9 protein-coding genes are annotated in these 13,528 nt (G+C 62.8%); 2 read left to right on the top strand and 7 right to left on the bottom strand.

What is annotated here, in order from left to right; translation table 11 throughout:
• Nucleotides 1-198: 198 nt before the first annotated feature.
• Nucleotides 199-3,024 (bottom strand): PSD1 and planctomycete cytochrome C domain-containing protein, encoded by a 2,826-nt coding sequence (locus tag ACILSQ_RS07325; RefSeq protein ID WP_395742939.1) that lies wholly within the window; start codon nt 3,022-3,024, stop codon nt 199-201.
• A 247-nt stretch (nt 3,025-3,271) separates the two neighbouring features.
• Here ACILSQ_RS07325 and ACILSQ_RS07320 point away from each other — a divergent pair, with 247 nt between their 5' ends.
• Entirely contained in the window at nt 3,272-4,408 is a 1,137-nt protein-coding gene (locus ACILSQ_RS07320) for a M20 family metallopeptidase (protein WP_395742938.1), read from the top strand.
• Nucleotides 4,409-4,604: 196 nt separating this feature from the next.
• Here ACILSQ_RS07320 and tnpA read toward each other — a convergent pair whose 3' ends face one another.
• The 5 genes from tnpA to ACILSQ_RS07295 form a co-directional block, all read right to left on the bottom strand.
• Complete coding sequence (gene tnpA / locus ACILSQ_RS07315; protein ID WP_395742937.1) at nt 4,605-5,051, bottom strand: IS200/IS605 family transposase; 447 nt, start codon at nt 5,049-5,051, stop codon at nt 4,605-4,607.
• Nucleotides 5,052-5,641: 590 nt separating this feature from the next.
• Nucleotides 5,642-7,060, bottom strand: coding sequence for an RNA polymerase factor sigma-54 (gene rpoN / locus ACILSQ_RS07310; protein ID WP_395742936.1), 1,419 nt, complete (start codon nt 7,058-7,060; stop codon nt 5,642-5,644).
• Between the two features lie 169 nt (nt 7,061-7,229).
• Nucleotides 7,230-8,282, bottom strand: coding sequence for a hypothetical protein (locus ACILSQ_RS07305; protein WP_395742935.1), 1,053 nt, complete (start codon nt 8,280-8,282; stop codon nt 7,230-7,232).
• Nucleotides 8,283-8,702: 420 nt separating this feature from the next.
• Nucleotides 8,703-10,670: a phospho-sugar mutase gene (locus ACILSQ_RS07300; protein WP_395742934.1), complete on the bottom strand. Its 1,968-nt coding sequence runs from the start codon at nt 10,668-10,670 to the stop codon at nt 8,703-8,705.
• Between the two features lie 130 nt (nt 10,671-10,800).
• A complete protein-coding gene (locus tag ACILSQ_RS07295) occupies nt 10,801-11,379 on the bottom strand; it encodes a hypothetical protein (protein WP_395742933.1) in 579 nt (192 codons plus the stop codon).
• Between the two features lie 193 nt (nt 11,380-11,572).
• Here ACILSQ_RS07295 and ACILSQ_RS07290 point away from each other — a divergent pair, with 193 nt between their 5' ends.
• Nucleotides 11,573-12,658 carry an SPFH domain-containing protein gene (locus tag ACILSQ_RS07290; RefSeq protein WP_395742932.1) on the top strand — a complete coding sequence of 362 codons (1,086 nt, stop codon included), beginning with the start codon at nt 11,573-11,575 and terminating at the stop codon, nt 12,656-12,658.
• 219 nt (nt 12,659-12,877) lie between these two features.
• On the opposite strand, the gene ACILSQ_RS07285 is transcribed toward ACILSQ_RS07290, so the two are convergent.
• Complete coding sequence (locus ACILSQ_RS07285; protein WP_395742931.1) at nt 12,878-13,444, bottom strand: hypothetical protein; 567 nt, start codon at nt 13,442-13,444, stop codon at nt 12,878-12,880.
• Nucleotides 13,445-13,528 lie beyond the last annotated feature (84 nt).

Below are 13,528 nucleotides of genomic sequence, written 5' to 3'. Positions count from 1 at the left end.
GGGCGTGGGTGGTTTTTGATCATTGAGCCATGCGCGCGGGATGATGTGACATGCTCTGCGTGCGATGATGTGGCGCGCGTGCTATTGGTGTTTGCGGGTGCGCTGGGCTCATCTCGGCGGAGCGAGATGAGTACTGTACGGAAGGCGCTGGCTGCTGGCGTGAGCGCTGACCGACGGTCAGGAGTGACCATCGTACTTTTAGCGCAGGTAGATGAACTCGTTGCTCATCATGAGGGCCTGGCAGAGGAGGGACCAGGTCTGGTGTTCCCGCTTGGTGCTGTCCTGCTGGCTGGAGTTCAAAGAGGCTTCGGCTGCGGTGAGGTAGTTTTCGGCGCGGCGGAGGTCTTCGGGGGTGGCTTCGCGGGCGAAGGCGAGGCGGTAAGCGGCGCGGAGGCGGGCGGATTTGTCCGCTGCGAGCTTGAAGACGCGGGTGGCGAAGTTTTCAGCGGCGGTGGTGGCGAGGTCGCTGTTCATGAGGAGCAGGGCCTGGGGAGAGACGACGGAGCTGTGGCGCAGGCCGGTGCTGGTGGCGGGATCCGGATAGTCGAACTGCTGGAAGAGGTCGTAGAGGTTGTTGCGGATGATGGGCAGGTAGAGCGCGCGGCGGGTGCTGTCGTAGCTGGTGAAGTCCTTGGAGGTGTGATTGAAGACGAACTCGCGATTGCGACGAGGGATGGTTTTTCCGCCGATGGAGGTGTCGAGGGTGCCGGCCACCTGAAGGAGGGCATCGCGGATTTCTTCGGCCTCGAGGCGGCGCAGGGGGAAGTGATGGAGGAGGAGATTTTCGGGATCGGCGGCGTCGCCCTGGGCGGTGGTGGCGGAGCTCTGCTGATAGGTGCGGGAGCTCATGATGAGGCGGTGCATGTCCTTGAGGCTCCAGCCGTTGGTGGTGAACCAGCGGGCGAGCCAGTCGAGCAGCGCGGGGTGTGTGGGCTGCTGGCCGAGGAGGCCGAAGTTGTCCGTGGTGGGTACGATGCCCTGGCGGAAATGCCAGGACCAGATGCGGTTGGCAATGACGCGGGAGGTGAGCGGGTGATCTGCACTGGCGAGCCAGCGGGCGAGCTCAAGGCGACCGCTTTGGTTTGCAGGGAACTCGGGCTTTGTTTTCAGCGATGCCTGCACGACCTGGATGACGCCGCGCGAGACGGGCTTGCCAAGGGCGAGGTGGCTGCCGCGGATGTGGACGGGCAGCTCTTTGAGGATCTTGGGCGATTCAGAGACGGCGAGCGTGGTGGGGAGGTCTGGGAGATTGCTCTCCGTGGTCATCATGGTGTCCTTGAGGGCGCGGACTTTTTCGGCGACGTCTTTGGGGAAGAGGATGATGGGCTCGGGCGGGAGCGCGAGGAAGCCTGCGGGAGCATCCAGCGCGGCGCGGGCCTGCTGGGCGGGTGTGTATTCTTCGGCCGGGGCTTCGACCTTCTCCGCAGGCTGCGCCTTGGCTTTCTTCGCCTTGGGTTTCGGTGCGGGCGTGACTTTTTCGGCGGCGGCGAAGAGGGCGGCGTAGTGTTCGCGCAGGGTGGAGACATCGCCCTTCTTTTCAACGATGTCCTGCCAGGGCTTGAAGAGGGGGAGAGTTTCGTTGGCGGCGAGATAGACGCGGCAGTTGAGCAGGACGTGGGGACGGAGGCCGAGGGGCTCTGCCACGGGACGGACCTGGCTGAGGGTGGGAGTTTCGGGCAGCTTTGCGGCGGCCATGAGGTAGTCCACCGCATGGTCGCGCACTTCTTTGCGCAGGTCGGCGATGGCGGCGGCCTCAGCTTTGGCGACGGCGGCCTTCTGGTCTTTGAGGATGCGCTCGGAGGATTTGACGGCGGCGAAGTCTTCGAGAGAGCCCATGGGGGCCTCGTAAGCGGTGCTCAGGGCGCCGATGCGGTCCACGCTGAAGCTGCGCGTGCTTTTGAAGATGGCAGCGAGGGAGTAGTAGTCGTCCTGCGGGATGGGGTCGAACTTGTGGTCGTGGCAGCGGACGCAGCCGAGGGTGAGGCCCATGAAGGCGCGGCCCATGACATCGATCTGCTCATCGACGACGTCCATGGTGAGCTTTTCTTTGTCGGGCTCGGCGAGGACCTTGGCGCCGAGATTGAGGAAGGCGGTGGCGGTGGTCTGCTCCTGGCGGGTGGGGAGGTCTTTGGATTCAAGAAGATCGCCGGCGATCTGCTCGATGAGGAACTGGTCGAAGGGTTTGTCCTTGTTGATGGACTGCACGACGTAGTCGCGGTAGCGCCAGGCGGTGCCGAGGGCGATGTTTTCATCGAGGCCGTTGGAGTCGGAGTAGCGGGCGACGTCCAGCCAGTGGCGGCCCCATTTTTCGCCGTACTGGGGGGAGCGGAGGAGGCGGTCCACCACTTTGGCGAAGGCGTCGGGGGAGCTGTCTGCGAGGAAGGCGTCCACTTCCTGCGGAGTGGGGGGAAGGCCGGTGAGGTCGAAGGTGGCGCGGCGGATGAGGGTGCGTTTGTCCGCAGGGGGAGCGAGCTTGAGATTTTTCTCGGCGAGCTTTTCAGAGATGAAGGCGTCGATGGGATTGGATGTGTCCGCTGCTTTGGGAACGGGAGGCTGCGCGATGGGGCGGAAGGCCCAGTGTTTGGCGCCTTCCTTGAGATCGATGATGCGCGGTGCGCTGGGTTTGCCGGAGATGACGGCCTCGCGTGGATCTGGGGCGCCCATTTTCACCCACTCTTCCAGGGCCTTCACCTCGGCGGCGGGCATGGCGCCTTTGGGAGGCATCTGCAGGTCCTGATTTTGATAGCGGACGGACTCGATGATGTGGCTCTTGTCGGGATTTCCCGCGACGAGGGCGGGGCCGCTGTCGCCGCCTTTGAGGATGGCGTCGCGGGAGTCGATGAGGAGGCCGCCCTTGCTCTTGCCGGCCTCAACGGAGTGGCACTCGTAGCAGCGCTTGATGAGGATGGGGCGGATGTTCTTTTCGAAGAAGGCGATCCTGGCATCCTCTGCGGACGCGGCCGTGGCGCTGCGGGAGAGCAGGGCGAGGGCGAGTACGAGAGCGATGGACGAAAGGGGCTTCATGAAGACAATCAGACTGGGGGACAATCAGATGGGGAGAGGGGGGCAGCAGGAGTACGGCCAGGGTGGGGTGGTTCTTGCTGGGGGGCTCTTGCTGCGCGGGAGGCGGCTGAGGGCTTCGCCGGGACAGGGGCTTGAGTTTTTTTGAGAGTGGCGAGCGTGGAGGGGGCGCTGGGCTCATCTCGGCGGAGCGAGATGAGTACTGTACTGATCCAGTTGCGGTGTAACGGGGCTTCTTTACTGATGGCGGATGGCTCCTGTTCTTGAAACTCTGGCGGATCTCGTGCGCATCAACAGCATCAACAGCTCGTATGAAGGCGGGCCGGGGGAGAAGGAGGCGGCGGCGTATGTGCGGCGGTTCTTTGAGCAGCGGGGAATTGAGGTGTGGGAGCAGGAGGTGTTTCCGGGGCGGAACAATGTGATCGCGCGGGTGCCGGGGCGGAATGCGGAGCGGCGGATTGTGTTTGAGGCGCACATGGACACGGTGTCGATCAAGGGGATGACGATTGATCCGTTTGATCCGGTGGTGCGGGATGGGAAGATGCATGGCCGCGGGTCCGTAGATGACAAGGCGGGGCTGGCGGCGATGATGCATGCGGTGGCGGACATCCATGCGAGCGGCGAAGCGCCGCCGTGCGAGGTGTGGATGGCGGCGGTGGTGGATGAGGAGTATTCGTTTCGCGGTGTGGTGAAGCTTTGCGAGGGATTGAAAGCGGATGCGGCGGTGGTGGCGGAGCCGACGGAGTTTAAGTGCGTGATCGCGAGCAAGGGGGTGCTACGCTGGCGTATCCGCACGAAGGGGAAGGCGGCGCACAGTTCGAAGCCGCACCTGGGCGTGAATGCGATTACGGCGATGGCGCGAGTGGTGCTGGCGCTGAATGAGGACCATGAGCACATGCAGGCGGTGAAGCATCCGCTGCTGGGACCGGGCACGTGCAACGTGGGCGTGGTGCACGGCGGGGTGCAGGTGAACTTTGTGCCGGATGAGGCGGTGATCGAGATCGACCGTCGGTTGCTACCTGGGGAGGAGGTGCCGGAGGTGCTGGCGCATTATCAGGTGCTGCTGGATGCGCTGATGAAGCAGCACCCGGAGGTGCTGGCGGAGATGGAGGAGCCGATGCTGCAGGACTGGCCGTTTCAGACGGGAGAGGATGCGCCGATTGTGAAGCTGGCGCGTGAGGTGCTGGGTGAGATGGAGCGTGATGACGGGGTGTGCGGCGTGCCGTTTGGGAGTGATGCGAGCAAGTTTTCACGCATGGGCATTCCCACGATTTTGTTTGGGCCGGGGAGCATTGATCAGGCCCACGCCGCAGTGGAGTATGTGGAGTGCGCGGAGGTGGAGAAGGCGCTGGGGGTGTATCGGGAGATTGCGCGGAGGTTTGTTTGAGGGGAGGGGAGTTGACGGTGGTTTACGGTTGTTTGGGGAACCGGAGCGGAGGTGGTGCGGAGGGGGAGGGGATGGCGGAGCCATCCTAGGTTGTGGCGAGGGGTTAAGCGAAGCGACACCCCTCAAATGGGAAGGGCCACACGCATCGCGTAGCGATGCAAGCACAGGCGTCCTCGACGCCGACATCGCGCTTTTTTCAATCGAGGTACTTTGGTTCAAAGCTCACGCCGGATTTTTTCAGCATGATCTCCAGCTCTTCGCGAAAAGTGCGTGTGCGATGATGCTCCTCCTGGTCATGGACATATGCGATCACCTCTGGGAGGACGGAGGTGCTTACGGTGAAAGCCGCGTAGCCGTCCTGCCAGGCAAAGTCAGGGATATGCATTTCCTCGTGAACCCATACGGAAGATGCTTTCTTCAACTCCTGGAGCACTTTGGAGAGGGTGTGCGTGGGTTTGAGCGAGACGAGGAGATGTACGTGGTCCGCGACGCCACCGGTTTCATGGGAGTGCGCGTTCAATCCGCGAAGGGTGCCACCGAGGTATTCGAACAGACGCGGGCGCCATTCACGCGAGATCCACGGGGTACGGTTTTTCGTGGAGAACACGATGTGGTAATGCAGGCTTGTGTAGGTGTTGGGCATGGCGTTGGGATGCGAGTGCTGGCATCGCTACGCGATGCGTGTGCTGAGAGGAGGAGGTGTAAGATTACGAGGGGTGTCGCTTCGCTCAACCCCTCGCTACAGGCTGGGATGGCTCCGCCATCGAGGAAGAGCGTGCGGAGGCATTGGGAGGTGAGTGCTGGCATCGCTACGCGATGCGGGGGCCTGATGGGGGAGGCGGGGGTGTTTACGAGGGGTGTCGCTTCGCTCAACCCCTCGCTACAGGCTGGGATGGCTCCGCCATCCGGTGGGCGCGCGGGAGGGGTGGTGCATGCCGGGTGGTGTGCTTGTGAGGGGGCATAGGTCCGTCATCGGATGGGGCATGCCGGAGCGGTGGGATGCAAGTGCTGGCATCGCTACGCGATGCGGGGGCCTGATGGGGGGAGGCGGGGGTGTTTACGAGGGGTGTCGCTTCGCTCAATCCCTCGCTACAGGCTTTGATGGCTCCGCCATCCACCGGGGGTTGGCCCCGTCACAGGAACTGAGGCGCTCCGCCATCCAGGCTCAAGATTCTTCGGTCACCATCGGGTGAGTGTGCGCTGGGCTCATCTCGGCGGAGCGAGATGAGTACTTTAGGAGAACGATTTGCGCAGGTGGCTGGGGAGGATGTTCAGGGCTTCGCGGTATTTGGCGACGGTGCGGCGGGCGACTTTGATGCCTTGTCCATCGAGGAGTTTGGCGAGTTTGTCGTCGCTGAGGGGCTTGTGCTTGGGCTCGTTTTTGATGAGGTCGGCGATGGCGTTTTTGACGCTGGTGTTGCTGAGGTCGTCGCCGGATTCGGTCTTCACGCCGTGGGAGAAGAAGAACTTCATGTCGAACACGCCATGGGGGGTGGCGATGTATTTGCCGGCGATGGCGCGGCTGACGGTGGTCTCGTGCACGCCGACTTCATCGGCGACGGTGGCCATGTTGAGGGGGCGGAGGAAATTGGTGCCTTTCTCGAGGAACTCGCGCTGGTACTTGAGGATCTGCGTGGCGATGCGGTGGATGGTCTGCTGGCGCTGATGGATGGAGCGGATGAGGAACTTGCCGCTGCGGATTTTGTCGCGCACGTAGTTGCGGACTTCGCCGTTGTTGCCGGGCTGGCTGAGGAGGTCCTTGTAGGTGTTGCTGATGCGGAGGTGCGGGAGGTCGTCGTTGGTCATCACGGCGACCCACTCGCGGCCCTGGCGCTCGACGACGACGTCGGGGGTGACGTAGTTGTTGGAGGAGACGGCGAAGCGCTGCGCGGGGCGGGGATCGAGGGTGCTGATGAAGTCGGCGGCGCGGGAGATCTGCTCGAGCGGGACGCCGAGCTTGCGGGCGAGGATGGGGTAGCGCTTGTTGGCGAGGTCGTCGATGTACTGATCGACGAGACGCCAGGCGAGGCTCTGCTTTTTGCCGAGGCGGTCGAGCTGAACGAGGAGGCACTCGCGGAGGTCTTCGGAGCCGACGCCGACGGGGTCGAAGCTCTGCAGGAGCTTTTTGGCGGCCAGGAGGGAGTCGATGGGGATGCCGTGGTTCAGGCTGAGGTCATCGATGCGGGTGTTGAGGAAGCCGCGGTCGTCGAGATTGCCGATGAGGAACTCCACCTGCTGGGCGACGGCGGGTTTGGCATCCGAGGTGTGAAGCTGGGAGAGGAGGTGCTCCTGGAGGGTGGTCTGGGCCACGATGGAGTCCATGAGGAACTGCCAGCGCTCCTGGTCATCGCTGCGGCGGGTGGCGGTCTGCTGGCGGCTCTGCTGCCAGTACTCGCGCCATTCGTCGTCCATCTGGGTGAGGGCGTCGATGTCGCTGTCGTCCACGCTGCGGTCGTCGGGGTCGTCGGGGATGGCGTCCTGGATGGAGGTTTCGGGGGCCTCGAGCTCGAGGACGGGATTGACCTCGATCTCCTGCTGTATGATCTGCCGGAGCTCCAGAGTGGGCGCCTGCAGGATCTGCAAACTTTGTTGCATCTGCGGCCCGATGGCGAGCTTTTGAGTCTGTAACTGCTGGAGTCCGTGGTCGGCCATGAAATGGTTGGAAGAGAGCCAAGCGCTGTCCCACCCCTTTAGCAAGCAAACATCAGGCCAGGAGGTGGTTTAATTTGGTTTTCAGGAAAAGAGATGCGGATGGCACAAAAAAAGAAATCCCGGCGGAGGGCCGGGATTTCCAAAGATGCCAGCGCTGAAGCGCCGGTGATCAGGGCACCTCAAAGACCTTCTGCGTGGTGGGGTCCAGCGCGAGAGAGCCGCTTTCGAGGCCGGTGATGTCGAGCTCCTTGTAAGGCGGGTAGGGGCTGATGACGCGGCCGGGCTTGGAGGTCTTTTTGCCTTTCAAGAACGAGCCGGAGGCACCGCCGGTGGAGGCGGTCGTCGTGGAGGAGGAGGTGGTGGTGGAAGAAGGAGGAGGAGTCTCCTTTGGCGTGGTCTCAGAACGACGGGGGGCCGGCTGAGGCGTGGACGTGGGCGGCGGGGAGTCGGCCTTTTTGGAATCTTTTTTGGAGGAGGTGGTGGAGGTCTTGGAAGGCGCCTTGGTGGGCGGCGGTGAATCGTTCACCTTGGGCGGGGTGTATTTGCGCGAGCTGGTGGAGGAAGAGGACTTGCTCTGGGCCGGCGGTGTGGTGGTGGAGCTTTTGCCAGACTTGCTGGCGGGCGGAGTGGAACGCTGCTGCTGCTGGCGGGACGAGGTGGTCTGCTGCTGCGGAGGCTGGGTGGTGTGGCGCGACTGCTCCTGGTGCTGCGGCTGCTGCTGTTGCTGCGGGGGATACTGATAGCCTGGCTGCTGCTGCTGGGGAGCGTAGCCGGTACCGGGGAGGGGATAACCCTGGGGAGACTGCTGCGGGTAGGGAGGTGCGGCCTGCGGGCGCGGGCTGGAGTCCAGGCTGTAGCCACCACCGCCCTGGCCGTAGCCGGGAGGAGGGTAGTCATAGCCGGTGGGATCTTTTCCGTAGAAGAGACGGCGGGCCATTTCGCTCATGCGCTGGCCGAACTTTGGCAGGAACTGCAGCGGGCTCTCATAGCGGGTGGGCGGCGGCGGCTGAGGGGAGCCATAACCGGGAGGCGGCTGCTGATAGCCAGGCGGAGGAGAATACTGCTGCTGCTGCGGATAACCACCCTGTGGAGCGGGGTAGCCCTGGGGCGGCGGATAGTAGCGCTGCTGCTGCGCCATGGCGGTGGATGCCATGAAGAGAACGGCGCACCAACCGAGACCGATAGAGCTGTAAAGCCCCTTGTGAGCGGTTCGAGGATTCATAATGGTCAATAGTTCTTAACTTCCAGTTAACTGCAAGCCGCAATTTCAGGCCGAATGGCGGTGATTTTAGGTTGCAATCGGATAGACGGATGCGGCTGCTGTTTGTTCAGCGTTGTTTGCAAAAGTGTTTCGAATCTGACGGAGATGGAGGATGTGCGGCGGGCGCGGCACCCTGCGAAGAGAAAGTGGTAAAGCGGGGGTGATGTGTGGGTAAAGAGAACGCGCCGGGCCTTTTCCGGAAAAAATGTACTGCGGGCACGGAGCTGCGCGGGGCAGCTCCTCCGCGGTGTGCGAGGGCGGCTTGTTTTCCTGCTCTTGCTCCTGGGTGCAGGCGTTCCCTTCATCCCCGGAAAGGGGGAGGAAGAGGAAGAGTCGGAGGAAGAGGAGGACTGATCGGGGGCGCTGGGCCGACTTGAGGGATCAGGCTGCGAGGCGGGTGTCGATGTCTTTGTCGAGCCAGGCCCACATGGAGGCGAGGCCGTCTGAGACTTTGGCCTTGGCGGCGGCGAGTTCTTCGGCGCTGAGGCTCTTGCCTGCGGCGGGGACGCTGCGGCCGAACATGTAGTACTTGATCTTGGGCTCGGTGCCGGAGGGGCGCACGGCGAAGCTGCGGCCATCGGCGAGATCGACGAAGAGCATTTTTTCCTTCAGCACGATGTCGCCTTCTTCGTCTTTGATTTCGTCTTTGCGGAAGTCGCGGACTTTGACGACGGCGGAGCCATCCACCTCCTTCGGAGGATTGCTGCCGTAGCTGTCGGCGAGCTTGGTGATCTGCGCGGCGCCAGTGGCGCCTTCGAAGACCTTGCTCTCATTGCGCTCCAGGAAGTAGCCGACTTCGCAGTACACCTGATCAAGCAAACCGGCGACGGTGAGGCCGAGGCTGGCGGCATAGGCGGCGAGCTCTGCGAACATGACGACGGCGCCGTTGCCGTCCTTGTCGCGGCTGAAGTCATCGCCCATGTAGCCGTAGCTTTCCTCGCCGCCGAAGATGAGGAACTTGCTGTGCTTGAGGCGGGCGGCGCGGCTTTCGAGGTTGTTGAGGTCGCGGTAGCGGGACTGGATGTCGGCAGGGAGGGCGGCCTCGTATTTGGAAAGCTTGGCGCTGATCCATTTGAAACCGGTGAGGGTGTTGACGCAGCCGACGCCGAATTTTGCGGCGATGGCGTCCTGAAGGGGGCTGGTGACGAAGGTCTTCAGCAGCACGGAGCGGCCCTTGTTTTCGGGAGTGAGGATGCCGAGATCAAACATGGTCTTGGTGCGGTACCAGGCCATGAGGGAGCCGACCTGATTGCCGGTGAGGAGGACCATTTCTCCCTTGGAGTCGCGCACGCCCACGCCCATGCGGTCGCAGTCGGGATCTGTGCCGATGATGATGTCCGCGCCTTCCTTATTGGCGAGATCGACGGCCATTTTCAGAGCGGAGGCGTTTTCCGGATTGGGGGACTTCACGGTGGGGAAGCGGCCATCGCGCACGTCCTGCTCGGGGACGGTGAGGAAATTGAAGCCGAGCTTTTTGAGCAGCACGGGGACGAGCACGCCGCCGGTGCCGTGCAGGGCGGTGAAGACGATCTTGAGCTTCCTGGCCTCCTCTTTCTGGAGGAGCTCGGGCTGGAGCATCATGGTCTCCACGCGGGCGAGGTACTTCTGGTCCATGTCATCGCCGAGGGTGGTGATCTTGCCGCGCTCGGCTTCCGGAAGGGCGGTGTATTCCTCGCCCTTGATGGCGTTCACTTCCTTGATGATGCCGGTGGCGTGGGGCTCGACGATGCCGGCGCCGTCATTGAAGTTTACCTTGTAGCCGTTGTCATGGGGAGGGTTGTGAGAGGCGGTGAGCATGACGCCGGCATCCGCGCGGAGCTGGCGGACGGCGAAGGACATCTCCGGCGTGGCGCGGCAGCCATCGAAGAGGTACACATTGGCGCCGTGGTCGGTGGCGATCCTGGCGCAGAACTTCGCGAACTCCGGGGAGAAGTGGCGGGTGTCGTGCGCGAAGACGATGCTGGGCTTGCCGGAGAGCTTGGCGGCGGCGCGGTAGTTTTTAAGGTAGGTGACCAGACCGCGGGTGGCGCGGCTGACATTGTAGAAGTTCATGGCGTTCGTGCCGACGCAGGGGTGCTCCGGGCGCTGGTCTGCGGGAGCGCTGCCGCGCTCTGCCTTCGTGACATTGCGCGCGACGGTGCGACCGCGCAGGCCGCCGGTGCCGAACTTGAGGGCCTGGAAGAAACGGTCGTTCAACTCCTCCCACTGTCCGGCGGAGGCGAGCTCCTCGATGCTGGCGCGATAGAGAGGGCTGTCGCTGGCGGCGAGGAGGGCGCGGATGTTGTCGTGGCTGGCGGCGAGGAGTTGGCCGGAGGAGGCGGCGGCTTGGAGTTGATCGGCAAGGGACATAGGTGAAATATCAATGTGAACCGGACCTTTAAGGAATCAAACGGCAAAGCGCTCAGCGGGGGCTGAGGGTAGCTTTATCGAAGGCAGAGACCGAACAAATGCTGCCACGCCTGGAAGGGGCGCGCAGGTTTCAGCGCGGCAGGTTTTTCGGCGTCTTGGTCACCAACTGCATGAGGGCATTGCCATATTGGAAGTCGTAAAGTCCTCCACCCTGCAGCTTTTCCAAAGGACCCTGGATGACGCCGCGCCAGAGCGATTTGTCCAGACGGTTCTGCCACACGATTTCACCGTCCGCGATGCGTACCAGGTAGGCGGAGAGATCGTATTTGAACCGCGTTGCGGCGCTGGCAAACTCCCAGTGAGAAACCACGATGGCGAAGGCGTACTGCTCGCCTTTGTTTGGGATTTTTTTCAGCACCGCGCGGTTGGCGGCCGCCAGATCCTGGGGGGTGAAATTGGCCCGCAGCCCCTCGTTGGCAGCCTGATGGACCACGCACTGGATCTGCCCGCCGAGGAAACGTTCTGAAATGGGGCGGGCTGCATCACAGCTCAGCTTGGTGCTCTTGTCCGTCCGGAGATCGAAGAGGGGGAAGACGACGGCCTGAGGATGAGTGGCAGGGTCGGTCGGAGCGGACATGCCGCGCATGGAGGCGGCGCAACTGGTGAGCAGGAGGGTGGCTGCAATGGCCGGGAGAAGGGAGAGATGCATGGTTGTGGAAGCCGCGTATGGATAAAAGACTCCCCCGGTCGGCCGCTTCTTTCAAAACCGGCGCAATGGCGGGCGGGCGCCCGCTTTACAAAGTGGCGCATAGAATTGCACTCGCCAAAGCAAGCGCTGCTCTCTACACTTGATTTCGTTTTTACTGGCAACCCACTCACACAACCTCCAAGCATTCACGACCATGGGCCTGATGGATTATCTCAAAGGACAGTTTCTGGAAATCATCCAGTGGACGGACGATTCACGCGACACGCTGTCCTGGCGCTTTCCGGATGAGGACAAGGAGATCAAGCGGGGCGCGCAACTGATCGTGCGCGAGTCGCAGATCGCGCAGTTTGTTTACCTGGGGGAGTTCGGCGACACGTTTGGTCCGGGCAAGCACACGCTGAGCACGGAGAACATTCCGATTCTTTCCACGCTGAAGGGGTGGAAGTATGGCTTTGAGTCGCCCTTCAAGGCGGATGTGTATTATGTGACCACGCGCCTTTTCACGGGCAACAAGTGGGGCACGAGCAACCCGATCATGATGCGGGATGCGGACTTTGGCATTGTGCGGGTGCGGGCGTTTGGCACCTTTGATTTCAAGATCAGCGAGCCGAAGCTCTTTCTGAAGGAAGTGGCGGGGACGGACAACCAGTTCCGCCTGGATGAGTTTGCCGACACGATGCGCAGCCGCATCGTGAGCGTGTTTACGGATGCGCTGGCGAGCGCGAAGGTGCCGGTGCTGGACCTGGCCACGCGCTACTCGGAGCTGGGCGAGGCGCTGCTGCCGATCATCAACCCGACGACGCAGGGGAAGTATGGCATCGAGATCACGAGCTTCATTCTGGAAAACGCCAGCGTGCCGCCGGAGGTGGAGGCGGCGATCGACAAGCGCAGCAGCATGGGTGCGATTGGCAATCTGAACGACTATGTGAAGTTTCAGATGGCGGAAGGACTCGCGAAAGGTGGCGGCGGCCCGGCCGGGTCTGCGGCGGAGATCGCGATGGGATTTGGCATGGCGCAGAACATGATGAACCAGGGGGCGTTTAACATGAACTCCGCCGCTGGTGGTGTGCCAACGCCGGCGGTGCAAGGCGGTGCGGCGCCCGCTCCCACCGCAGCTCCCGCGGCGGACATTCTCACGCCTGCGCAGGTGGCGCAGACGCTGGGGGTGAGCGAGGCGGATGTGATCGCGAGCATTGAGAGCGGTGACATCAAGGCGAAGAAGATTGGCTCGCAGTACCGCATCACGAAGGCGGCGCTGGATGAGTTTCTGGCGCATTGATGGAGGGGGAGCATGCCTCCCCCGTGTCTTTCCGAGGTGACGAGGGGGAAGCATCAAAAAATCGATGGTTCGTCGTTCGTCAATCATGCCGCCGTTGAGATACTGTGGCGTGCGTGATTGAGGATTGTCGAACCATCGGTTGTTGATTTTTGAGGCGATGATCCTTGATGGGTGCATGGCTTGGTTTTGCGCATGCACCCATCGGAGCAAGTGCCCGGCTTACCAGCGGAAGCGCTCGCGGAGGGTGGGCTGGTGGTGGTGGGAGAGGCCGAGGAGGGCGCCGAGGGTGAGGCCGAGGGCGAAGGCGCCGAGGACGGAGGGCACGGGATTTTCGCGCACGTATTTTTTGGACTGGTCCAGGGTCTGTTCGGCGCGGGCGGCGGCGGTGTGGTAGAGATCCTCGGCGCGGTGTGCGGCGGAGTGGTAGAGATCTTCCGCGCGGTGTGCGGCGGATTGATACAAGTCTCTGGCTGCCTGACCGGCATTCTGGACGGCATCTTTGGCGGCGGAGTAACCGTTTTGCGTGGCGTCTTTGGCGGCAGTGTAGCCGTTCTGGGCGGCTTCCTTGGCGGCGGAGTATCCGTTCTGCGCGGTCTCTTTGACCGTGTTGGCGGCGTGCTGGGCCAGATCTTTGGCGGCGTAGCCGGCCTGCTGGGCGGCGTCTCTGGCATTGGCAGCCGCCTCCTGAGCGAGGTCTTTGGCGGCCTGGGAATGCTTGTCGTAGGCGAGGGTGCTGGTGTCGGTGTTCATCAGTGGTGGGCGGTTGTTCGTGCAGAGATCGTGCATGGCCGCGGAGATGAGCGTCTCGAAGTGTGTGCGCCGCAGCCCTGATGTGTGATTAAGGGAGGACACCGGGGCCTGTGGCGCCGC

It is taken from the genome of Prosthecobacter sp. (assembly GCF_044227185.1).
In the GTDB taxonomy this organism is placed as follows: Bacteria; Verrucomicrobiota; Verrucomicrobiia; order Verrucomicrobiales; family Verrucomicrobiaceae; genus Prosthecobacter.
The sequence above is the reverse complement of the archived record's forward strand: the minus strand, read 5'-3'. Positions and strand labels throughout refer to the sequence as shown.